General features: G+C 69.3%; 25 protein-coding genes. 15 read left to right on the forward strand and 10 right to left on the reverse strand.

Annotated elements, in window-relative coordinates; all coding sequences use genetic code 11:
* Positions 1–67 precede the first annotated feature (67 nt).
* The 9 genes from KUG43_RS09480 to KUG43_RS09515 all read left to right on the forward strand — a co-directional run bounded on the left by KUG43_RS09480 (position 68) and on the right by KUG43_RS09515 (position 9,194).
* Positions 68–451, forward strand: a complete 384-nt coding sequence (locus KUG43_RS09480; RefSeq protein ID WP_216908440.1) for an STAS domain-containing protein — start codon at positions 68–70, stop codon at positions 449–451.
* Positions 452–467: 16 nt separating this feature from the next.
* Positions 468–875, forward strand: a complete 408-nt coding sequence (locus KUG43_RS09485; protein WP_216909016.1) for a Mini-ribonuclease 3 — start codon at positions 468–470, stop codon at positions 873–875.
* Positions 872–2,551 (forward strand): 23S rRNA (guanosine(2251)-2'-O)-methyltransferase RlmB, encoded by a 1,680-nt coding sequence (gene rlmB, locus KUG43_RS09490; protein WP_286194596.1) that lies wholly within the window; start codon positions 872–874, stop codon positions 2,549–2,551. Before KUG43_RS09485 ends, rlmB begins: the two co-directional genes overlap by 4 nt.
* Positions 2,552–2,611: 60 nt before the next feature.
* Positions 2,612–2,863: a DUF1816 domain-containing protein gene (locus KUG43_RS09495; RefSeq protein WP_216908441.1), complete on the forward strand. Its 252-nt coding sequence runs from the start codon at positions 2,612–2,614 to the stop codon at positions 2,861–2,863.
* Between the two features lie 30 nt (positions 2,864–2,893).
* Positions 2,894–4,366, forward strand: coding sequence for an Asp-tRNA(Asn)/Glu-tRNA(Gln) amidotransferase subunit GatA (gene gatA, locus KUG43_RS09500; protein ID WP_216908443.1), 1,473 nt, complete (start codon positions 2,894–2,896; stop codon positions 4,364–4,366).
* A gap of 73 nt (positions 4,367–4,439) precedes the next feature.
* The gene (locus KUG43_RS17055) at positions 4,440–4,568 is read left to right on the forward strand and encodes a hypothetical protein (protein ID WP_286194597.1); all 129 of its coding nucleotides are present in this window, start codon (positions 4,440–4,442) and stop codon (positions 4,566–4,568) included.
* A complete protein-coding gene (locus KUG43_RS09505) occupies positions 4,565–4,957 on the forward strand; it encodes a hypothetical protein (protein WP_216908445.1) in 393 nt (130 codons plus the stop codon). Before KUG43_RS17055 ends, KUG43_RS09505 begins: the two co-directional genes overlap by 4 nt.
* Before the next feature lie 200 nt (positions 4,958–5,157).
* Entirely contained in the window at positions 5,158–5,595 is a 438-nt protein-coding gene (locus KUG43_RS09510; RefSeq protein ID WP_216908447.1) for a hypothetical protein, read from the forward strand.
* 71 nt (positions 5,596–5,666) lie between these two features.
* Entirely contained in the window at positions 5,667–9,194 is a 3,528-nt protein-coding gene (locus tag KUG43_RS09515) for a DNA polymerase III subunit alpha (protein ID WP_216908449.1), read from the forward strand.
* Here KUG43_RS09515 and KUG43_RS09520 read toward each other — a convergent pair.
* The 3 genes from KUG43_RS09520 to ruvA form a co-directional block, all read right to left on the reverse strand.
* Positions 9,174–9,593 (reverse strand): PAM68 family protein, encoded by a 420-nt coding sequence (locus tag KUG43_RS09520; RefSeq protein WP_216908451.1) that lies wholly within the window; start codon positions 9,591–9,593, stop codon positions 9,174–9,176. The genes KUG43_RS09515 and KUG43_RS09520 overlap by 21 nt on opposite strands.
* Positions 9,594–9,603: 10 nt before the next feature.
* Positions 9,604–9,873, reverse strand: a complete 270-nt coding sequence (rpsO, locus tag KUG43_RS09525) for a 30S ribosomal protein S15 (protein WP_216908453.1) — start codon at positions 9,871–9,873, stop codon at positions 9,604–9,606.
* Between the two features lie 77 nt (positions 9,874–9,950).
* Positions 9,951–10,604, reverse strand: a complete 654-nt coding sequence (gene ruvA / locus KUG43_RS09530; RefSeq protein ID WP_216908455.1) for a Holliday junction branch migration protein RuvA — start codon at positions 10,602–10,604, stop codon at positions 9,951–9,953.
* Between the two features lie 22 nt (positions 10,605–10,626).
* Here ruvA and KUG43_RS09535 point away from each other — a divergent pair, with 22 nt between their 5' ends.
* Complete coding sequence (locus tag KUG43_RS09535) at positions 10,627–11,088, forward strand: hypothetical protein (RefSeq protein ID WP_216908457.1); 462 nt, start codon at positions 10,627–10,629, stop codon at positions 11,086–11,088.
* Here KUG43_RS09535 and KUG43_RS09540 read toward each other — a convergent pair.
* The gene (locus tag KUG43_RS09540; RefSeq protein WP_286194598.1) at positions 11,054–12,445 is read right to left on the reverse strand and encodes a cation:proton antiporter domain-containing protein; all 1,392 of its coding nucleotides are present in this window, start codon (positions 12,443–12,445) and stop codon (positions 11,054–11,056) included. The two genes, KUG43_RS09535 and KUG43_RS09540, sit on opposite strands and share 35 nt — an antisense overlap.
* 20 nt (positions 12,446–12,465) lie before the next feature.
* On the reverse strand, positions 12,466–13,296 hold the full coding sequence (locus KUG43_RS09545) for a DMT family transporter (protein WP_353617990.1): 831 nt from the start codon (positions 13,294–13,296) through the stop codon (positions 12,466–12,468).
* Between the two features lie 156 nt (positions 13,297–13,452).
* Here KUG43_RS09545 and dnaG point away from each other — a divergent pair, with 156 nt between their 5' ends.
* Positions 13,453–15,537: a DNA primase gene (gene dnaG / locus KUG43_RS09550; RefSeq protein ID WP_216908461.1), complete on the forward strand. Its 2,085-nt coding sequence runs from the start codon at positions 13,453–13,455 to the stop codon at positions 15,535–15,537.
* A 73-nt stretch (positions 15,538–15,610) separates the two neighbouring features.
* Entirely contained in the window at positions 15,611–16,609 is a 999-nt protein-coding gene (locus tag KUG43_RS09555) for a sensor domain-containing diguanylate cyclase (protein ID WP_216908463.1), read from the forward strand.
* Positions 16,610–16,618: 9 nt separating this feature from the next.
* Here KUG43_RS09555 and KUG43_RS09560 read toward each other — a convergent pair whose 3' ends face one another.
* The 4 genes from KUG43_RS09560 to KUG43_RS09575 are packed head-to-tail and all read right to left on the reverse strand — an operon-like array spanning position 16,619 to position 19,197.
* Complete coding sequence (locus KUG43_RS09560) at positions 16,619–17,899, reverse strand: Y-family DNA polymerase (protein WP_216908465.1); 1,281 nt, start codon at positions 17,897–17,899, stop codon at positions 16,619–16,621.
* Entirely contained in the window at positions 17,896–18,222 is a 327-nt protein-coding gene (locus tag KUG43_RS09565; RefSeq protein WP_216908467.1) for a LexA family protein, read from the reverse strand. The genes KUG43_RS09560 and KUG43_RS09565 overlap by 4 nt, the downstream gene beginning before the upstream one ends.
* Positions 18,223–18,266: 44 nt before the next feature.
* On the reverse strand, positions 18,267–18,683 hold the full coding sequence (locus KUG43_RS09570) for a hypothetical protein (RefSeq protein WP_216908469.1): 417 nt from the start codon (positions 18,681–18,683) through the stop codon (positions 18,267–18,269).
* A gap of 10 nt (positions 18,684–18,693) precedes the next feature.
* A complete protein-coding gene (locus KUG43_RS09575) occupies positions 18,694–19,197 on the reverse strand; it encodes a pentapeptide repeat-containing protein (RefSeq protein ID WP_216908471.1) in 504 nt (167 codons plus the stop codon).
* Between the two features lie 138 nt (positions 19,198–19,335).
* Between KUG43_RS09575 and KUG43_RS09580 the strand changes: the two genes are divergently transcribed.
* The 3 genes from KUG43_RS09580 to KUG43_RS09590 all read left to right on the forward strand — a co-directional run bounded on the left by KUG43_RS09580 (position 19,336) and on the right by KUG43_RS09590 (position 21,924).
* The gene (locus tag KUG43_RS09580; RefSeq protein ID WP_216908473.1) at positions 19,336–20,973 is read left to right on the forward strand and encodes a putative bifunctional diguanylate cyclase/phosphodiesterase; all 1,638 of its coding nucleotides are present in this window, start codon (positions 19,336–19,338) and stop codon (positions 20,971–20,973) included.
* A gap of 14 nt (positions 20,974–20,987) precedes the next feature.
* Positions 20,988–21,482: a DUF2721 domain-containing protein gene (locus KUG43_RS09585; RefSeq protein WP_216908475.1), complete on the forward strand. Its 495-nt coding sequence runs from the start codon at positions 20,988–20,990 to the stop codon at positions 21,480–21,482.
* A 76-nt stretch (positions 21,483–21,558) separates the two neighbouring features.
* Entirely contained in the window at positions 21,559–21,924 is a 366-nt protein-coding gene (locus KUG43_RS09590) for a YraN family protein (RefSeq protein ID WP_216908477.1), read from the forward strand.
* Between the two features lie 25 nt (positions 21,925–21,949).
* Here the strand turns inward: KUG43_RS09590 and KUG43_RS09595 are convergent, their stop codons facing one another.
* Positions 21,950–22,237, reverse strand: a complete 288-nt coding sequence (locus KUG43_RS09595; protein WP_216908479.1) for a hypothetical protein — start codon at positions 22,235–22,237, stop codon at positions 21,950–21,952.
* Positions 22,238–22,298: the final 61 nt, after the last annotated feature.

Raw genomic sequence — 22,298 nt, forward strand, 5'->3', positions numbered from 1 at the left:
TCGGCACGTTTCATTGCGGTTGCCGCATTCGGGATAGGGGTCTCTACAGTTCGGCGCGTTCAACACCTTGAGGATTGGGGCCATCACCGACCTGCAGCGACTGACCGTCTCCCTGAGAGGGGGCAGCGAACGGCGGGAAGAGTGCCTGCTGTTCAGTTTCACGGGCCAACTGGACGCCTACTCCGACAAGCAGTTCACCGAGTTCATCAGCGAACGGCACAAGGGGGACAGCCTCCCTGTGGTCATCGACCTCAGCCGCATCGATTTCATCGACTCCTCCGGACTCGGTGCCCTGGTGCAACTCGCCAAGCTGTTCAACGAGAGCTCCCGCCAGTTCCTCGTGGTCGGCAACGCCCGTGTCGTCCAGACCGTCAAGCTGGTGCGCCTGGAGGCCTTCCTGCACCTGCAACCCGATCTGGACTCCGCCCTTGGCAGCCTCGCCCCCGCCTGAGGGGCCTGGCCACTGGCTGGCCTCCGTACCCGCCCAGGTTCCCGCCACACCCCTGGCCACGGCCCAGCTGGCCTGGTTGGGGGATGCGGTCTGGGAACTGCACCAGCGGCTGAGGCACTGCCGGCTACCCGCCCGGGCGGCCGACCTGCACCGGGCCGTGGTGGCGGAGGTGCAGGCCGAAGCGCAGGCGGAAGCCCTGCGGCGTCTGGATCCCCTGCTGAGTGAGCTGGAGCGCCGCCTGGTGCTGCGCGGCCGTAACCAGGCGGGACGGGGTCCCCGCCGCGGCGCCCCCAGGGCCTATGGGCAGGCCACGGGATTTGAGACGATGCTGGGATGGCTTTTTCTGCAGGACCCCAGACGGCTGGCTGAGCTGCTGGACCATCTCGAGAAGACCGAACCCTGTCCCCCCTCCGCCAGCCCATGAGTCCCTCCCCTGACCGCCGCGGCGATCGCCGCCCCGACCGGCGTCCTGACCGTCGCCCCGATTCCGGTGCCGACCGCACACCCCGCCGCCTCGGCTCCGGGGCCGGTGGCCGCCCCATCAGCCGCGGTACCGGCTCCGCCCGCCCCCGGCGCCCTGGAGAGGCCTACAGCCGTGACAAGCCTCCCTTCGATCGGGAGCGTGGCGGAGAACGGGGTGAGCGCGGCGGTGAGCGGCCCGGCGGCTCCGACCGTTCGGCCGGCAGCCCCTACGGCCGCCGCCCCTACGAGGGCCGCCCAGGGGCCGATCGCCCCGACGACTCCCGCGGTGGTGCCGGACGGCCTACCCGCGAGCGTCGCGGTGGTGACCGCTTCATCCCCGCCCGCCCCTCCTTCGGCCGCCCCGTTCCGGGCCGTGGTGGAGCCGGACGACCGACCACCGGCCGTCCCATCCCGTCGCGGACCGGACCGGCCCGCCGCGGCCCGGCCCTGTTCCGGGACGCGGACCGCGCCCCGCGGACCTTCCAGGGACGCAGCGGACCGGAGCGGCCGGAGTCCGACGGCTCCGATGTCGATTTCCGCGGCGCCGCGGACGCCTTTGCCGCCGCCGCTCCCAGCGACCTGATCTGGGGCCGCCACACGACCCAGGCCACCCTGGAGAGCGGCCGGCCGATCCATCGGGTGTGGTGCACGCCCGAAATGCGCTTCAACCCGCGTTTTCTGCAGCTGCTGCGGGAGGCCAAGGCCTCCGGCGTGCTGGTGGAGGAGGTGACCTGGGCGCGCCTGGGCCAGCTCACCGGTGGTGCCGTGCACCAGGGCATCGTGCTGCAGCCCGCCGCTGCCGAGACCCTCGACCTGACCAGCCTGATCGAAGGCTGCCGCAGCATTGGTGAGGCCCCCCTGCTGATCGCGGTGGATGGCCTCACCGATCCCCAGAACCTCGGGGCCATCGTCCGCAGCGCCGAAGCCCTCGGGGCCCACGGCATGGTGCTGCCCCAGCGCCGCAACGCCGGCCTCACCGGCTCGGTGGCCAAGGTGGCCGCTGGCGCCCTCGAGCACCTGCCGGTGGCCCGGGTGGTCAACCTCAACCGGTCCCTCGATGCCCTCAAGCAGGAGGGCTACCGCGTGGTGGGACTGGCGGAGGAGGGCACGGTCAGCCTGGAGGAGGTGGACCTGGAGGGCCCCCTGGTGGTGGTCACCGGTTCGGAAGGCGATGGCCTGTCGCTGCTGACGCGCCGGTCCTGCGACCAGCTGGTGCGCATTCCCCTGCGGGGCGCCACCCCGAGCCTCAACGCCTCGGTGGCCACGGCGCTGCTGCTCTATGAAGTGGCCCGTCGCGGCTGGATGCGGGGCCTGACGGGCACCGCCCCGGCCCCCAGGATCGTGCGCCCCTCGATGCCGGCTCCACCCGACCCCGAATTGCCTGAGGCCCCTGAGCCCGCCGCGTTCGAAGCGCCGGCCGAGCCACCCGCCTGGCAGCACCAGGAAACCCCGGGCGAGAGCGAGCCGGAACCTCCTGTGGAGAGCGAACTGGAAGGACCGCTCGCGTCAGCTGCCAGCGGTCTGCCGGAGGCAGCGCTCCAGGACTCTGTTGCGGAAACTGCCCAAGAGGACTCCCTGGAGACCCTGCCCTACCCGCCCGCGTCGGGCCCGGGCTTCGAAGGCGACATCCGCCTCTGAACCCAGCGGGGGGTGGCCCCGACCGCCCCCCAGAATGGCCACCTCGCAACCCCCTCCTGTATGAATCCACTGCTCTGGCCCACGCGCGGCATCGCCAATGGGCTGGGCCTGGCCTGGTGGGCGCGGGTGGAGACCCGCTCCCCCGACGCGGTGTACTGGTTCGGCCCCTTTGTGCGCAGGCAGACGCTGGAGCGGGCGCTGCCGGCGTTCCTCGACGATCTGCGGGCGGAGTCGCCAGCGTCCCTGGAGCACCAGTGCCTGCGCACCGGCCGCCGTGAGCCGTTCACCGAATCTCCCGATCTGGCCGACTGATAGCGTCCATCGCAGCTGGCTAGCGGTTGGATGGGCATCGCCGAATGGCGGGAGCAGCTTCGGCGGGGCGAGGTGTCGGCCCGGGAGCTCACGGATCGCCACCTGGCGCGTATCGCGGCGGTGGACCCCACGGTGCATGCCTTCCTGGAGGTGACCAGCGAGCGGGCCAGGGCCGATGCCGACCGTATCGACGCGGCCAGGGCCGCCGGTGAGCCGCTGCCCCCCCTGGCGGGCATCCCCCTGGCCATCAAGGACAACCTCTGCACCAAGGGCATCCGCACGACCTGCTCCAGCCGCATGCTGGAGAACTTCGTGCCCCCCTACGAATCGACGGTGACCGAGCGGCTCTGGAGGGCCGGTGCGGTTCTGCTGGGCAAGACCAACCTCGATGAGTTCGCCATGGGCAGCTCCACCGAGACCTCCGCCTTCGGCGCCAGCCGTAACCCCTGGAATCCGGACCGGGTGCCCGGGGGCAGCTCCGGCGGCAGTGCGGCGGCCGTGGCCGCCGGTGAGTGCATCGGTTCGCTGGGCTCCGATACCGGCGGCTCGATCCGCCAGCCCGCCAGCTTCTGCGGTGTGGTGGGTCTCAAGCCCACCTACGGCAGGGTGAGCCGCTGGGGTCTGGTGGCCTTCGCCTCCTCCCTCGACCAGGTGGGCCCGTTCAGCAGCAGCGTGGCCGATGCCGCCGAGCTGCTGCAGGTGATCGCCGGGGAGGACCCCCGCGATGCCACCTGCCTGAGGGCGCCGGTGCCCGATTTCTCCGCCGATCTGGAATCACCCATCAAGGGTCTGCGGGTCGGGCTGATCCGGGAATGCTTCGACCAGGAGGGGCTCGATCCCGAGGTGAAGGCCTCGGTGCTGGCGGCCGCCGCCCAGCTGGAGGCCTTGGGCTGTGAGCTGGTGGATGTGAGCTGCCCGCGCTTCAACGACGGCATCGCCACCTACTACGTGATCGCCCCGTCGGAGGCCTCCGCCAACCTGGCCCGCTACGACGGCGTCAAGTACGGCTACCGGGCGCCGGCCACCGAAGCCGGCAGCGACGGCCTGGCGGCCATGACCGCCCGCAGCCGGGCCGAGGGTTTCGGCGAGGAGGTGCAGCGGCGCATCCTGATCGGCACCTACGCCCTCTCCGCCGGCTACGTGGATGCCTACTACCGCAAGGCCCAGCAGGTGCGCACCCTGATCCGCCGCGATTTCGACCGCGCCTTCGAGAGCGTCGACGTGCTGCTGACCCCCACCTCGCCCACCACCGCCTTCCCCAGCGGCGCCCACGCCGGCGATCCCCTGGCCATGTACCTGGCCGACCTGCTCACCATCCCCGCCAACCTGGCCGGCCTGCCGGCCATCAGCGTGCCCTGCGGCTTCGATGCCCAGGGCCTGCCGATTGGCCTGCAGCTGATCACCGGAGTGCTGGAGGAGCCCAAGCTGCTGCGGGTGGCCCACCAGTACGAACGGGCGGCGGCGGTGATGGCCACCAGGCCCGAGGCGGCTCTGGTGGCCTGAGCAGCACCATCGCCTTCCTGGGTGAGACCGACGGCTCGTGCCTAGGGCCTACCACGACCGGGTGTCGCTGACCATGGAGGCGGACGAAACGGCCATTCGCGAGGTGCTGGAGCTGTTTGCTGCGCTGGCTCCACTGCAGTACACCTCAGCGGCGCAATACCGCGCCAGCTGGGACGCCTGGCAGCCGGATACCCAAGGTTGATCGTCGCGGCCCCTGCCGTCTGGGCGGATCAGGACAATGTCCGCTGCCTGAGATCCATTGGCGTGCAGCCACTGCTTCGAATCCAGCTTGGCCTGGATGCAACCAACGATTCCAGCGGCCACGTTCTGTACCAGGGCCGCCAGGGGGCCATCCCGTTGAAATTGTTGAAGGTGACGGAGCTGAGAAGGGGCGCAGGGGGGAGGCCATCGGAGTTCGAAACCCAATGGATGGAAGCGACGGCCCCCCGATTGTCAGGACGCTATGTCTATACCCATGAAGGGGCGATGATCGATGACTTTCACTACATCCGCAACGATGGAAGGATCGTCCAGTTCGTTGATGATTCCGATGCACTGGAGGCCGGCCGGTGCAGCTGGGCACCGCCCTAGGCAGCCCCGCTCAGGGATGGTGGGCTGCGGCTCCATGAACACGGTTGCATCACATCGGCCACGGATCGGCCGCACGGCTCTCGCTGCGTGGCCCTGCGGCCTGACTAGAGAGAAGTATGGAACATCCAGAAGATCAATTTCCCCAAGACCGCCGTCCCCAGGATCGGCAGAACCGGTATTGGCTGGCTCTGGTCACCGCCGTGGTGTTGGCGGTGACCGGTTTCGCCATCCTCAACAACCAGCATCAGCAACGGCTTCAGGCCGAGGCCCAGACCCAGGCGGCCCAGGATCAGGCCAACCAGGAGGCCATGCAACGGATGGAGGGCGAAATCGCGCTCAAGAATGAACTGGAATCCGCCTCGCAGCGCGAGGCTGCCCTGCAGTTGCAGCTCAGGGAGATGGACGCCGGAGCGAGCCGGCTCCAGGCCGCCGATGGCCAGCAGCAGGCCAGGCGCCAGCAGGCGGAGCGGGACCTGCAGGAGCTCCGAACCCAGCGAGCCAAGCTGGAGAAGCAGGTCGACTGTGAGCGGATTCAACTGACGGTGAACCAGCTCACGGCCAAGGGCGACACCGACCAGGCCAGCAAGCTCCAGACCCTGTGGGCCATGCCCTGCCCCAATCTCCAGGCGGCCAGGTAGCCAGGGCACCAGATCTGGTGGTGTCCCCGGTAAGGTAGCCGCAACATGTGGTGGCGCTGCCCTCCGACGCCGTGGCTTTCGTTCCGCTCCACAACCACAGCGACTACAGCCTGCTGGACGGGGCCTCCCAGCTGCCGGCGATGGTGCAGCGGGCCGTGGAGCTGGGCATGCCGGCCCTCGCCCTCACCGACCACGGGGTGATGTACGGCGCGATCGAGCTGCTGAAGCTCTGCACCAAGGCGGGCATCAAGCCGATCATCGGCAACGAGATGTACGTCATCAACGGCTCGATCGAGGATCCCCAGCCGAAGAAGGAGCGTCGCTACCACCTGGTGGTGCTGGCCCGCAACGCTGTCGGCTACCGCAACCTGGTCAAGCTCACCAGCATCAGCCACCTGCGCGGCATGCGCGGCCGGGGAATCTTCGCCCGGGCCTGCATCGATAAGCAGTTGCTGCAGCAATACAGCGAGGGCCTGATGGTGGCCACCGCCTGCCTCGGCGGCGAGATCCCCCAGGCGATCCTGCGGGGGCGCCCCGATGTGGCCCGGGACGTGGCCGCCTGGTACAGGGACGTGTTCGGTGACGACTTCTACCTGGAGATCCAGGACCACGGCGGCCTCGAGGACCGCATCGTCAACGTGGAGATGGCGCGGATCAGCGCCGAACTGGGCATTCCCCTGGTCGCCACCAACGACGCCCATTACCTGACCAGCAACGACGTCGAGGCCCACGACGCCCTGCTGTGCGTGCTCACCGGCAAGCTGATCAGCGATGAGAAGCGCCTGCGCTACACGGGCACCGAATACATCAAGAGCGAGGCCGAGATGGCCCAGCTCTTCGCCGACCACCTGGAGCCGGAGGTGATCGCCGCCGCCATCGCCACCACCGCCAAGGTGGCCGAGAAAGTGGAGGACTACGACATCCTGGGGCGCTACCAGATGCCCCGCTTCCCGATCCCCGAGGGCCACACCCCGGTCAGCTACCTCAGTGAGGTGAGCCACCAGGGTCTGCGCCGCCGCCTGTCCCTGGCCGACGACACCCCGATCGACCCGGCCTACGGCGAGCGGCTGGCCTTCGAGCTCCAGGTGATGGAGCAGATGGGCTTCCCCACCTACTTCCTGGTGGTCTGGGACTACATCCGCTTCGCCCGGGAACAGGGCATTCCGGTGGGGCCGGGCCGGGGCTCGGCGGCCGGTTCGCTGGTGGCCTATTCCCTCGGCATCACCAACATTGATCCGGTGGAGCACGGCCTGCTGTTCGAGCGCTTCCTCAACCCGGAACGCAAATCGATGCCTGACATCGACACCGACTTCTGCATCGAGCGCCGCGGCGAGGTGATCGAGTACGTCACCCGCCGCTACGGCGAGGACAAGGTGGCCCAGATCATCACCTTCAACCGCATGACCTCCAAGGCGGTGCTCAAGGACGTGGCCCGGGTGCTCGACATCCCCTACGGCGAGGCCGACCGCCTGGCCAAGCTGATCCCCGTGGCCCGGGGCAAACCGGCCAAGCTGGCCGAGATGATCGGCCCCGAATCGCCGGTGCCGGAATTCCGCGACAAGTACGAGAACGATCCCAAGGTGCGCCACTGGGTCGACCTGGCCCGCCGCATCGAAGGCACCAACAAAACCTTCGGTGTCCATGCCGCCGGGGTGGTGATCGCCGCCGAACCCCTCGATGAACTGGTGCCCCTGCAGCGCAACAACGACGGCCAGGTGATCACCCAGTACTTCATGGAGGACGTCGAAGCGATGGGCCTGCTGAAGATGGACTTCCTGGGGCTCAAGAACCTCACCATGATCGAGAAGACGATTGAACTGGTGGCCCAGGCCGAAGGGGAACGGCTCGATCCCGACGCCCTGCCGGCCAACGATCCGGGCACCTACGCCCTGCTGGCCCGTGGCGATCTGGAGGGCATCTTCCAGCTGGAATCCAGCGGCATGCGCCAGATCGTCCGCGATCTCAAGCCCTCTTCCCTGGAAGACATCTCATCGATCCTGGCCCTCTACCGGCCGGGACCCCTGGATGCGGGCCTGATCCCCAAGTTCATCAATCGCAAGCACGGCCGTGAAGCGATCGATGTGGCCCACGCCAAGTTGGAGCCGATCCTCAAGGAGACCTACGGGATCATGGTCTACCAGGAGCAGATCATGCGGATCGCCCAGGATCTGGCCGGCTATTCCCTTGGTGAAGCCGATCTGCTGCGGCGGGCCATGGGGAAAAAGAAGGTGTCGGAGATGCAGAAGCATCGCCACCAGTTCGTGGGCGGGGCCAGCGAACGGGGCGTGGACGCCGCCATTGCCGAGGCGCTGTTCGACCAGATGGTGCTGTTCGCCGAGTATTGCTTCAACAAGAGCCATTCCACTGCCTACGGCGCCGTCACCTACCAGACCGCCTACCTCAAGGCCCACCATCCGGTGGCCTACATGGCGGCCCTGCTCACGGTGAATGCCGGCACCACTGACAAGGTGCAGCGCTATATCGCCAACTGCCAGGCGATGGGCATCGAGGTGATGCCGCCGGACGTGAATGCCTCCGGCATCGACTTCACCCCCGTGGGCAAGAAGATCCTCTTTGGTCTCTCGGCCATCCGCAACCTCGGTGATGGCGCCATCCGCCAGCTGATCGAGGCGCGCGCCAGCGGCGGCCCCTTCCTGCACCTGGCCGATCTCTGCGACCGGATCCCGGGCCAGCAGCTCAACCGCCGGGCGATCGAGTCCCTGATCCACTGCGGTGCCCTCGATGGTCTCGAGCCCAAGGCGAACCGGGCCCAGCTGATGGCGGACCTCGATCTGGTGCTCGATTGGGCCAGCTCCCGCGCCCGTGACCGGGCCAGCGGCCAGGGCAACCTGTTCGACCTGTTCGGCGGCGGTGCGGACGCCTCCGAGGCCGCCGCTGCCGTGGAGGCTCCGGCGCCACCGCGTGCCGCTGCGGTGGCCGACTACCCCCCCACCGAGAAGCTGAAGCTGGAGAAGGAGCTGCTCGGCTTCTACATCTCCGACCACCCCTTGCGCCAGCTGGCCTCCCAGGTGCGCCTGCTCACGCCGATCGGCCTGGCCAATCTCGAGGAGATGGCCGATAAGGCCAAGGTGAGCGTGGTGGTGATGGTGAGCGAGATCCGCCAGGTGACCACCCGCAAGGGCGACCGCATGGCCGTGCTGCAGCTGGAGGACCTCACCGGCTCCTGCGAGGCGGTGGTGTTCCCCAAGAGCTACGCCCGCTTGGCCGACCACCTGATGGTGGATGCCCGCCTGCTGCTCTGGGCCGGTGTCGACCGCCGCGACGACCGGGTGCAGCTGCTCGTCGACGACTGCCGCAGCATCGAGGACCTGCAGCTGGTGATGGTGGAGCTGGCGCCGGAGCAGGCCGGCGACATCGCCGTGCAGCACCGGCTGCGTGAATGCCTCACGCGCCACCGCCCCGGCCAGGAGGAGGCTGGCGTGCGGGTGCCGGTGGTGGCGCTGGTGAAGCACCAGGACGAAACGCGTTTCGTGCGTCTGGGCGGCCAGTTCTGCGTTGCCGATGCGCCCGCGGCCGTCGAGACGCTGGCTTCAGCTGATTTCAGGGCCTGGCTGCGCTCACCCCTGGGGGCTGCCTGAGCCGGAGCCCGAGCTGCCCTGGCGCATGGCCCGCACCGAGCTCCGCACCCGGCGGATGTTGACGCCGATCTGCTCAAGGCCCAGCAGGCTGCCCGGGGCGTCCTCCCAGCTGGCGGAGAGCACCCCGTAACTGAGGCCCAGCAGTCCCAGCAGGAAGAAAGCGCCCGACCCCACCAGGGTGAGGCCGGGGGGAATGTCGGCCACACCGCGGCTGACCAGCAGATAACTGACCACGAACACGCCCATGCCCAGGACCGTGGGGGTGCCCGTGGCGACGGCGATACGCCGCACCATGCGGTTGGCCACCGCGTCGGGAATCACCTGCTGCCGTGGTGCCTTGACGGGCGGCCCGCCGGCAGCGGGTGCCGCGAAGGATTTCGGCTTCGGCCGACGGGCCATGGGACGTGCCTCAGCCGCGGATGCCGAGTTTCTTGATCAGTTCGGCGTAGCGGGTCTCGCTCTGGGCGCGGAGATAGCCGAGCAGGCGCTTGCGGCGACCGATCATCTTGAGCAGCCCCTGGCGGGAGGAGAAGTCGTGGATGTTCTTCTGCAGGTGGCCACTGAGTTGCTGGATCCGCTCGCTCAACATCGCGACCTGCACTTCCACCGAACCGGTGTCGGTGCCGTGGGCCTGATGGGAATTGATCAGTTCCTGTTTCTGGGTGGTGGAGAGCGGCATGGGCGGATCTGAGCCCGAACGGTGCAAACCAACACCTTAACGTGCGGCCCGTTGGCCTTCCTTTCGGCGCCGCCCCTTCAGGCCACGGCGCGGGACAACCAGCGCAGGCTTTCGCGGATCCAGTCATCGGCGCCAGCGGAGGCATCGATCCCGGCGGCGGCGACGGCCCGCAGGGCCCGGTGGATTTCCAGGGGCTCATAGCCGAGCGCCACCAGGGTGATCTGCACCTCCTCGCGGCAGGGGGCCGTGGGGCCGCCCGGTGTTTCGACGCCGCTGACCTCCTCCTCGTCCAGGGGATCCACCAGGCCGGCAAAGCGCTCCTGCAGGCGCGCCCGCAGCTCCACCGCAAGGCGCTCGGCCGTGCGCTTGCCCACCCCAGGCGCCAGGCAGAGACGGCGCAGGTCGGCGTGGACGATGGCACGCACAAGCTCGGGTACGTCCAGGGCGCCGAGCAGGCCCAGGGCCATCTGGGGCCCCACGCCACTCACGGCCACCAGCTCGCGGAACAGGTCCCGTTCCTGGCGGGCGATAAAGCCGTACAGCGTCCAACCGTCGTCACGGATGCTGTGGTGCACGTGCAGGCCCAGATCGCTGCCCACCCCAGGCAGGCGCTGCCACTGCTTCAGGGTGAACTGGACCTCATAACCCACCCCCTGGCAGATCAACAGGGCCCCGCAGCGGTTCGCCTGCTGCCATGGTTCGGCCAGTCGCCCCTGCAGCCAGCCGATCATGGTGAGACGTGCGTCAGCCCCCATGCTGCCCCTCCTGCCAAGCCCCCCGGTCCGCTCCCGGTCGCCGCTGAGGCTGGTACTGGCACCCCTGCTGGCCCTGGTGCTGCTGCTGGGGGGCTGCAGCAGAGCCGCCCAGCCCCCCAGGGGCGTGCTGCTTGATGCCCTGTCCCTGCAGATCCAGCTCACCCAGGGGGCCATTGCCCGTGCCCTCGACCTGGAAGCCGGCGGCCTGCCCGAGGTGAGCCGGGTGCGGGTCGAGGAGCAGGAGACCATCGCCATCGGCGAGGGCCGGGGCCTGCACCTGAGCGGCCGCTTCGACTGGCGCCTGCCGGGGGATGCCATTCGCGTCGACAGTCCCTTCGAGCTCTACCTGCAGCGGGGCTCCAAGGGGGAAAGCTGGCGCCTGGCCCGCCCCAGCGGCAGCAGCGACGGCAACAGCCAGGACTGGATCACGGAGCCCCTGCCACTTCCTCGGAAAGCCTGAGCCAGCGGGCCACGTGGGGAAGGGTGAGGCCCTGCACCAGCAGGTTGATCACCACGACACAGAAGACGATGCCGCCGGCGTTCTGCACCAGGGACGGCACCGTGGCCGGGTCGATGCCGCGCACCCTGGGGATGGCGTCGACCATCTCGAAACTCAGGGCGAGCGGAACGGCGCCCCGCAGACCGCACCAGGACACCAGCAGCGAATCCCGCAGAGTGAAGGGGGAAAAGCGCTGCAGCAGCAGCACACTCGCCGGCCTGGCCACCAGCATCATGGCGAGGGCGACGACGATCCCCTCCGGCAATGCGGGCAGCAGCTCCAGGGGATGGACGCTCAGGCCGAAGATCAGGAAGACGGTGATTTCGGTCATGTTGTTGAACGGCAGCAGGGTCTGCTGCAGGGCTTCCGGTGTGATCTGTGCGTTGCGGTAGGTGTGGTTGCGCAGCATCAGGCCCGCCACGTAGGCGCTGATGAAGCCGGAACCGCCCATCAACTCCGCCACCCCATAGGAGATCAGGCCGATGGCGATGCCCAGGATCAGCAACTGGCTGGACTCCCGCACCAGACGGTTGAGGCTGAAGCGCCCCAGGTAGCTCACGCAGAGGCCAATCAGAAGGCCCGAACCGATCTTCTGCAGGAACGTCTGCAGCTGCTCCACCACCACCTGCTGCCCGCCGCTGGCACCGTCCAGGGTCGTCAGGCCGATCACCAGTCCCAGAAACAGGATGCCGGTGGGATCGTTGACGGAGGATTCGAACTGCACCAGGGCCGAAAGCCTGCCAGGGATCGCCCGTTGCACCAGTTGCAGCACATTCATCGTGGCCCCGGCGTCGGTCGAGCCCAGGCAGGCGGCGATCAGCATCGCCACGGCCACGGGCATCTGGCGGAAGCCGAGTTGGATGCCGCCCGAATCAGGGGAGGCCACGAACCAGATGATCAGCCCCAGCATCAGGCTGGAGAGGATCACGCCTCCCACCGCCAGGATGATTCCGTATTCGAGGAAGCCGCGAATCGAGCGGATGTCGGTTTCCAGTCCGGCGTTGAACAGCAGGATCGACAGACTCAGAACCTGCAGCCGCAGGATCGTGTCATGGCTGAACAGGGTGACGGAAGGATTGATCAGCAGGCCGAACAGCAGCACGCCCAGAATCGCCGGCACCCCGATTTTCAGGGAGAAGCGACTGATCGCCAGGGTGCCTAGAAAGATGCCACCGATGGTCAGCATCATCAGCGGCAGGGGGACGATGCCAGGCGCCATCGGCGGCCTGATCAGGGTCGTCTCCGCCACCTGACGGAAGCTGGCCACCATCGTGGCCAGCGAGGAATCGAAGACACCAGGTAGGGGGATCAGCAGCAAGGGAACCCAACCTGGCGGCGTCATCGTAGGAGTGGCTGGCCCAGACAGATCAGCGTGGCCATCAGGATCAGGGCCGCCCCGATCGCCGTCGGCAGATCAATGGCTTCCCCGAAGATCCACCAACCCCAGAGGGCGGCGAATCCCACCTGCACGTAGCTGATCGCCGTGGCCCTGGCCGCCGGCAGCTGGGTGAGGGCCCGGGTGAGTCCCACCTGACCCAGCTGGGTGAACACCCCCACCCCCAGCAACCAGAGCAGCTCGGCCGGTGTCGGCAGCACCGGATCGAGCAGCACCAGGGGCAGGCTCATGGGCAGCGCCACGAGCGGAAAGTAGAAAATGATCACGGCCGGCTCTTCACTCTCGGCCAGGCTCCGCACGCTCACGTAGGCCACGGCGGTGAGCAGGGCGCCGGCCACCGCCACCAGCACCCAGGCGACCGGCAGGGCGGAGCTGGCCGTGGGCTGGGCCACCAGCAGCACGCCCAGCCAACCCAGCCCCATGGCCAGCAGTGCCGTGAAGGTGGGGTAGAGGTACTGCAGCACCGTGGCGGCGGCCAGGGGCAGGTGCACCACGGCGGCATAGACGCAGAACAGGGCGGCACTGCCCACCAGGCCCCGCAGCAGTAGCAGTCCCCGGCGCCGGCCCCAGGGATCCACACCGAGCCTTCGGACCATGCCGTAGCTGAGCACCAGGCTCACCAGGGCCCGGGCCAGCACCACCTCGGCGATCGGCAGCCGGTCGCCCACCTGCTTCACCCCCACCACCATCAGGCTGAAGGCCAGGGCGCTGAGCAGCATCCAGCCCCCGGCCGGCAGGGCTCCACCGGGCTGGGGCTGGCGCGTTCGGTTCACCCGGTGATCTCCATCCGTGGTGTCAGGCCCCAGAATGGCGCCAAGTCCACCACTACCGATAGGGTCGGCGCCGCGGCGGCCCCTCCGTCCCGCCTGGCCCCCACGCCCTGGCTCTCCTTCACCCTGCTCGCCCCGCCCTGTCTTGAGCCTGCACCCTTGAGTCTTCCCCGTCTCCACCCCCGCACGATTGAGGCCGTCAAGGAGCGGGCCGACATCGTCGATGTGGTGGGGGAGCACGTGGTGCTCAAGAAGAAGGGCCGGGAATTCGTCGGGATCTGCCCGTTCCACGACGACAAATCACCGTCGATGACGGTGTCGCCCGCGAAGCAGTTCTATTACTGCTTTTCCTGCGGGGCCGGCGGCAACGCCATCAAGTTCCTGATGGAGCTGCAGCGCACCAGCTTCAGCGAGGTGGTGCTGGATCTGGCGCGCCGCTACCAGTTGCCGGTCGAAACGCTTGATGGCCCTCAGCAGGAGCGGTTGCGCCAGCAGCTCTCCCGCCGTGACCGGCTGCACCGGGTGCTGGCCCTGGCGGCGGGCTGGTTCCAGAGCCAGCTGCGCGCGCCCGAGGGGGCCCCAGCCCTCACCTACCTGCGCCAGACCCGCGGCCTCAGCGAAACCACCCTGGAAGCCTTCCAGCTGGGCTATGCCCCGGCCGGCTGGGATGGCCTGCTGCAGCACCTGCAGCAGGTGGAGGGCCTGGATGCCGACCTGCTGGAGGCGGCCGGTCTGGTGGTGGCCCGCAAGGGGGGCAGCGGCTTCTATGACCGTTTCCGCGACCGGGTGATGGTGCCGATCCGGGACCGCCAGGGCCGGGTGATCGGCTTTGGCGGGCGCGGTCTGGATGGGGCCGAACCGAAGTACCTCAACTCGCCGGAGACGGAGGTGTTCGAGAAGGGCAAGCACCTGTTCGGGCTGGATCGGGCCGCCGACGCCATCCGTCGCGATGACCGGGCCGTGGTCGTGGAGGGCTACTTCGATGTGATCGCCCTGCACGCCGCCGGCATCACCAATGCGGTGGCGGCCCTCGGCACGGCCCTCAGCTCCAGCCAGATCACCCAGCTGTGCCGCTGCTGCGACGGACGGCGACTGATTCTCAACTTCGACAGCGATGGGGCGGGCATCCGCGCCGCCCAGCGGGCCATCGGCGAGGTGGAGCAACTGGCGCTGCAGGGCCAGCTGGAGCTGCGGGTGCTGCACCTGCCCGCCGGCAAGGACCCCGACGAGTTCCTGCAGCAGCACGGCCCGGGGGAGTACCGCTCCCTGCTCGATCAGGCCCCGCTCTGGCTCGACTGGCAGATCGAGCAGGTGTTCGAAGGCAAGGATCTGGCCCGGGCCGACCAGTTCCAGCAGGCCGTCTCCGCTCTGGTGCAGCTGTTGGGCAAGCTGCCCCAGTCGGCGGTGCGCAGCCATTACCTGCAGCAGGTGGCCGAGCGCCTCTCAGGCGGCCAGGCCCGGCTGGCCATCCAGCTGGAGGAGGACCTGCGCCAGCAGGTCAAGGGCCAGCGCTGGCACGGCCGCTCGCTGAAATGGGAGCAACCCGGGGAGGTGGGGCACCGGGAGCGGGCCGAGGCGGAGATCCTGCGCCTCTATCTCCATTGCGCCCCCTGGCGCGGTGTGATCCGCGCCGAGCTGCGGCGCCGCGAACTCGATGACTTCGCCCTCCAGCACCACCGCCAGCTCTGGGCCGCCATCGGCGAGCTGGAGGAGGACAACCTCGGTGCCGGTCGGCTCGAGGCCATCAACCGGGGCTCCGATCCCGGGCTGGATCTGGCCGATCTCGACCTGCCCCGCCTGCTGGGCGACCGGCTGCTGGTGGAGCAGAGCGCCCTGCTCGGCCGGCTCACCCCCCTGCTGGAGCCCAGCGAGGTGCAGCGGCTCGCCCTGGCCCACCCGCCGCTGCAGCTGCGGGGCGCCACGGCGTCGCTGGAGCGGCAACGGGTGCTCAGGCGCTGCCGTCACCTGCTTGATGCCTGGTCGAGCCAGCGGCTGCAGACCCTGGAGCACTGCATCGCCCGGCTGCTGGAGGAGGAGCGCCAGGCGCCCGCGCCAGGGCCCGCCACCCCGCCGGTCGGCAGCGGCCTCGACATGGAGACCCGCATCCACGAGCTCTTCGATGCCCTCAACGGCGATGCCCTGCGTTTCCAGGAGGCCTATTACGCCGAGCGCCGCTACCTGAATCAGCTCGATGACGGCCGCCGCGCCGGCTACGAGGAAACCCTCGCGGTGCCGGCGGCCTGAGGCCTGGATCTCTGTTCGGATTCCGCTTGCCAGCGCCCGATCTGACTAGATTTTCTAAGGACGCAGGCTTGCCATGGCTCCCTATCCGGCTTACCCCGTCCCCGCCGACGAGAACCAGCGGCTTCGTGAGCTGGAGCGCTACGGCATCCTCGATGCCGACAGTGACGAGCACTTCGATCGCATCCTGGATCTGACCGCGGCCATCTTCCAGACCCCCATCGTGGCGATCTCCCTGGTGGAGGCCGACCGGCAGTGGTTCCTGGCCAAGCGGGGACTTGAGGTGCGCGAAACACCCCGTGAAATGGCCTTCTGTGCCCACGCCATCGTCCACGACGAGGTGATGGTGGTGCCCGATGCCCGCGCCGATGAGCGCTTCCGCAGCAACCCCCTGGTCTTCGCCGATCCCCACATCCGCTTCTATGCCGGGGCGCCCCTGCAGACCCCTGAGGGCCACAACCTCGGCACCCTCTGCGTCATCGACCGGGAGCCCCGTGACCTCAGCCCGAAGCATCGCGAACTGTTGCACCGCCTGGCCCAGCTGGCGATGCGAGAGCTGGAGCTGCGGCGCCTGGCCCACCTCTGCCCGATCACCGGCTTGCCCACCCGTCACGCCTTCCTGAGCATCGGCACCAGGGAGTTTGAGCGTGCCCGCCACGACCAGCACCCCCTGTCGCTGCTCCTCTTCGATCTCGACAATCTGCGCCTGATCAACAACCGCTGGGGCCACCTCGCCGGCGACCAGGTGCTCACCGATGTGGTCCAGCTGGCGCGCACCTTCCTCCAGGAGCAGGACTTCGCCGCCCGCCTGGGGGATGGCGAGTTTGCCCTGCTGCTGGTGGGCATTGGGCCCGATCAGGCCATGGCCCTGGCGGATGGCCTGCGCACCGCCGTCGCCCACATGCCCGGCGTCTACAGCCATTCCGACTTCCGTCTGCACATCAGCGGCGGCCTCACTGTCCTGGCCCCCGCCGATCGCGGCTTCACCGACCTGATCCAGCGGGCCGAGCGGGCCCTTGAGCTGGCCAAGGGCAACGGCCGCAACCAGATCGCCAGCCTCTTCGACGGACCCTGACTCTGACCCTCAGGCCCGCACCACCGGCACATCGCTCAGCCGGGTGGTGGCGGCCCTCGACAGGCGCGAGCGCCGCATGGTCCAGCGGGGCCGCAGGCCGCAGGCCGCCCACTGCACGGTGCCGCTGCCGTAGCGGCGGTTGAGGCCGTCGACCGTGGCCATCAGGGCTTCGCGCCGTTGCTGCTGTTCCGGTGGCAGCGGAGCCAGCAGGTGGTGCTGCAGCAGCCCCACCGGCTGCAGATCCTGCAGCAGCACCCCCGCCTTCTGCAGCGGCTTATGGGGCCGGAACAGCCGCTCGGCCAGGGGCAGGGCGGCGGCGAGCAGCACGGCGGTGTCGTTGCTGGGCAGCAGCAGGGAGACGGTGGCGGCATTGGCGTAGAAGCGGGTGCCGTTGAAGGGGCTGCTGCGCACGAACACCGTGACGCTGCCCGCCCGCTGCCCCTGGCGGCGCAGCTTCTCGCCGGCCCGGCTGAGGTAGGTGGCGATCGCCTGCCGCAGGCCCTCGAGGCTGGTGACCGGTTCGCTGAAACTGCGGCTGACGCAGGTTTCCTGCTTCGCCGGCGGTACGGCCACCAGGGGCAGGCAGCTGTGGCCGCGCAGCTCCTGCTGCAGGCGCACGCCCACGACGCCACAGCGGTGCCGCAGTTCGCCGCTCGGCATGTCGCGCAGGGCCCGGGCCTGGCTGATGCCCCGCAACCGGCACCAGCGGGACAGCTTGCGGCCGATGCCCCAGACGTCCTCGATGGCGATGGCCTCCAGCCAGGGGCCCGGATCCCCGACCTGGCCCAGGTCGAACACGCCGCCATGGGAGAGGTCGCGTTTGGCGATGCGGTTGGCGATCTTGGCCAGCACCTTGGTGGGGGCGATGCCCACCGCCACCGGCAGGCCCAGCTGGCGGCGCACCTGCCGGCGCAGGTCTTTTCCCCAGGCGGAGAGGTCGCCGTCGCCGGGGGGGCGGTGCAGGCGACCGAAGGCCTCGTCGATGGAATAGATCTCCAGCTCCTCCACCCAGGCTTCGAGGCTGGCCATCAGCCGCTGGCTCATGTCGGCGTAGAGGCCGTAGTTGGAACTGCGCACGATCACACCGCGGCGTTCCAGGTCGTGGCGCACCTGAAACCAGGGGGTGCCCATGGGAATGCCCATGGCGCGGGCCTCGGCGCTGCGGGAGACGATGCAACCGTCGTTGTTGGAGAGCACCACCAGGGGCTTTCCGATCACGGAGGGGTCGAGGGCCGCTTCGCAGGAGGCGTAGAAGTTGTTGCCGTCGACCAGGACGGTGGCCTGGCTCATCGGCCCCCCGGCAGCGAACGGATCACGTGCACGGCCACGCCCCAGAGCCGGTCGTCGTCGTTGCCACCGAGGGCCAGGGGCGGGTAGGCGGGGTTGGCGGGCTCCAGCCACCAGTGCGCCCCCCGGCGCACCAGGCGCTTGAGGGTGAATCCCCCCTCCAGCAGGGCCACCACGATGCGGCCCGATCGGGGTGTGGCCTCCCGGTCCACGACGAGCAGGTCGCCGTGGCGGATACCGGCACCGAGCATCGAGTCGCCGCAGACGCGCAGCAGCAGGGTGCGGCCGGGGTGGAGGTTCAGCTGTTCGTTGAGGTCGACCCCCATCCCGGCCCCGGGCGACGGCCTTCACCTTAGTATGCTTGTACTGGTCAGTCGTCGTCTTCGAGCAGCAACTGCTGGAAGGCGGTGTAGAGGTCCAGCTCGGGATCGGCGGCTGCGGGGCGGCTGTTTCCTCCGCTCCGGGGGGTCTGGGTGCGGCGGCGGCCGGTGTGGGCAGGAGGCTGGCTGCTGCCGGCGGGGGTGCTGGTGGGGGGAGGCACCTCCAGTTGCCGCAGCCGCTCCAGCAGGTGGGGCGGCACGCTGCCGTCGGCGCTGACGTCCATCAGCCCGCGGAACAGCTTCTCGGGGTCCTGCTCGGTTTCGACGGGATGGCGGCGGTCGACCGCCCGGCTGCCCGGGGCCGCATCGCCGGTCGTCGGGGTGGGTGGGGGCGGAGCGGGAAGCTTGCTGGGCAGCTGGCGGCCGAGGGCCTCCAGCCGTTCACGGCTGCGGGCATCGAAGCTCATCGGGGCGGGGTCAGCTGCAGTTCAGTGTGTCGCGGGTGAGCCGACCGCTGACGGGGTTGGTGCCGCTGGCGGCGGCGCAGAGGGTGGTGAGGGCATCGCCGCGCAGGGGCACGTTGGTGAAGTCGGCGCCGTCGATGAACACACCGCGGAATTTGGTGTTGAAGGCGAAGGCGTCGTCGAGGCGGGCGTTGCGCAGGTCGGTGCCCTCGAACACGGCCGAATCGAGGGTGGCGTCCCGCAGATCGCTGCCGCTGAGGTCGGCGTCCTGGAGCTTGGCGCCGAACAGGCTGGCGCCGCGCAGGTCGGCCCCGGAGAGATCGGCGTCGCGCAGGTTGGTGAGGTTGAAGGTGACGCCGCGCAGGTCGGCGCCGTGGAAATCGGCCCCGATCAGCACCTGCTTGGCATAGTCCATCGCCGCCGCCACAGGGAGGGGGCCGGCCAGCAGCAGCAGGCTGCCCAGCAACAGGGACAGCAGCAGGGTCAGGGACCGGGGCGGGACGAAGGGGCTCGCCATCGGGGATGGAGCGAAGGAGTGCAGCCTAGGCAAAGGGTTCTCACCACTCCGCGGCCCGCGGAACGATGCCGATGGGGACAGGGCGACTAGCGTGGTGAGGGTCTGGATCTCCGGCCCGTTCGCTCTCCGAATCCGTGGATGGCCCAGGACCTCCAGCCCAAGGACTTGCAGCCCAGGGACTTCCAACCCAGAGATTCCCAGCGATCAGGGACCGAAGCGTTCGAGGCCCTGTTGGAGAGGATCGAGCGGCCGGCGGCCCTGGCGGATGGCCTGGGCGAGATCCAGGCGGCCAATGGGGCGTTCTGCCGGCGTTCGGGGCTGGACCTGCAGGCGTTGTGCCAGCGGGGGCTGCAGGGGCTCTGCGCCGCTGATGTGACGCCGTTGCTGCAGGGTGCCGTGGCCAGCCTGAGCAGCGAACTGGCCGGCTCCCCGGTGGCGGATGGGGCGATTCCCCTGTCCCTGAGCCGCCTGCCGGCCAGCGGCGGGACGGAAGCGGTCTGGTGCCTGCTGGAGCTGCTCGACCGGCGGGTGGCCCTGGCTGACCTGGATGAACTGGTTACGGCCCGTTACGCGGATGGCGCCGTGCTGCTGCATCTGCAGGTGCTGCAACTCGACCTGGTGCGGGGCCGGTTGGGCATCGCCGCCTGCGAGGCCCTGATCGAGGAGATCGCCCACCGGCTGGAGGCGGCCCTTCCGGCCGGTGGCTTCTTCTCCCGCCAGGGGGGCGACCGCCTGCTGGCCCTGCTGCCGGGCGCGCTGGGCATCGACGCCGTGCGGGACATGGCCGGTGCGCTGCTCTCCAGCCTGGAGGCACCCACCACGGTGCTGGAGCACGTCATCGAGCCCTCGCTGAACGTGGGCATCAGCCGCGCCCCTGACGACGGCAACGAGTTCGCCGTGCTGCTGGAGGCCGCCACCCGGGCGCTGGAGGAGACCCATCGCCAGCCGTTCCCCAGCTGCTGCATCGCCTCGCCGGTGGAGCGATCCGTCCAGTTGCAGGAACTGCTGGCCCGTCCCCTGGCCCTGGCGATCGAGCAGGAGCAGCTGGAACTGGCCTATCAGCCGATCATAGAGCTGGAATCCGGCCGGGTGATCGCCGCCGAGGTGCTCTGCCGCTGGGATGATCCGGTGCTGGGCCGCCAGTCCCCCGCCGATTTCATCGACGTGGCCGAGGCCACGGCCCAGATCTCGTCCCTGGGGCGCTGGGTGATGGAGCGGGCGTTCGAGACCCTGCACCGCTGGGATGGGGCCGGACTGCAGCTGGCCAAGATCTGCGTCAACGTCTCGCCGCTGCAGGTGCAGGACCCCACCTGGAGCAGCGACCTGCTGATGGCCCTGGAACGCCACCAGCTGACCCCCGGTCGCATCGTGCTGGAGCTCACCGAAGGCAGCATCCTGGAGATGTCGAACCACGTCGCCAACCAGCTGCGGGACCTCCGGCGCCAGGGATTTGAGCTGGCCATGGATGATTTCGGTACCGGCTATTCGGGGTTGCAGCGCCTCACCGAGTTGCCGTTCAGCGAGGTCAAGATCGACAGGAGCCTGATCTCCGCGATCGACTACGACCAGCTGCAGCAGGCGATGCTCAGCGCCGTGATCCGGCTCAGCGACGCCACCGGAATCATGGTGGTGGTGGAGGGGGTGGAACGCTCCCGGCAGCGGCAGATGCTGCTCACCCTCGGTTGCCGCCATGGCCAGGGCTACCAGCTGTCGGCACCCCTTTCCGATCTGGAGCTGGAGGCCCTGCTCCAGAGCCAGATCGCTGCAGAGGCCTGAGCGGTCCCGTCAGGATGCACTGGATGGTCCCGCTGCTGCTGTCCGTGGACGTGGGGGATGGGCGCTCCGTGGCCGGCCTCTCCAAGGCGATCCAGCTGTCGGTGGCGCCGGTGTTCCTGTTCACCGGCGTCACCGGGCTGCTGAGCCTGTTCAGCTCCCGGTTGGCCCGGATCATCGACCGCACCCGCGTCATTCAGGAGGCCCTGGCCCAGAGCCGGGCGAAGGAGGAACCCGATCCTGAGGACGGCGACCGGCTGGAGCAGGTGCTGGCGGTGCAGCGGCGCCGCACCTTCCTGATCAACCGGGCGATTTTGGCGGTCACCGTCACCGCCCTGCTGGTGGCGGCCGTGGTGGCGGTGCTGTTCATCAGTGCCGTGGCGGCCCTCGATGTCACCGCCATCGTCGTGCCCCTGTTCGTGGCGGCCATGGGCGCCATGATCGTGGGCCTGCTGCTGTTCCTGGTCGAGGTGCAGCTGGCCATCAGCCAGAACCCCCGCCGGTACTACTGAGCCCCATCGACCCCTGGTGCGCCGCTCGCTGGCTTGACCGTCGCCGGGAACCCTGCAGCAGCAGCTGCTTGCCGCCATGCCCCCCAGCCCCGCCCAGCGTCAGGGAGCCTGGGCTGAGCAGCGGGTGCTGCGGCTGTTGCGGCTCCAGGGATGGCAGCTGCTGGCGCGCAACTGGCGCTGCCGGTGGGGGGAGCTGGATCTGGTGCTCCACAAGCCGGGACGGCTGCTGCTGGTGGAGGTGAAGGGGCGCCGCAGCGGCAGCTTGGACGGCTGGGGAATGGGCGCCCTGCGGCGGCCGAAGCGCCAGCGGCTGGAGCGGGCCTGGGACTGCTGGCTGGCGGCCCATCCCCACTGGGCGCGGACGCCGGTGGAGCAGGTGGCGGCCCTGGTGCCCCTGCCGCCCTCGCCGGGTCCGGTGCGCTGGATCCGGCTGGGCGATTAAGGGTGTGCGGGCCGGGTGCCCCGGCTCAGGGCTGGCTGGTGGCAGGGGCCGTTGTGGCTGGAACTGGCTTGGCCGGGGCTGTTGTGTAGAAGACCGTGCAGCGGTAGCGGGTGTTGTCCATGCCCACCTCCAGGTCCTCGCAGACCGTGCGGGTGATCGTGGCCCCCTTGGGCACCTGGCTCCTGGCCTGCTGGCGGGTGGCCTGACGGTCGAAGATCGATTCGGCGGTGACGCTGCCGGCCCGGGCGGCGCCTGCCAGCAGCGCAAGGACACCGGCCAGCAGGGCACCGGTCAGGCGGAAACCATGGGCCATGGCGGACGGAGGAACACTGCTCCATCTCTAGCCAGGCCCGACGGCCCTGCAATCTGGGGAG

Origin of the sequence: Synechococcus sp. CCY 0621 (assembly GCF_019038465.1) — a bacterium.
Classification (GTDB): domain Bacteria; phylum Cyanobacteriota; class Cyanobacteriia; order PCC-6307; family Cyanobiaceae; genus Cyanobium.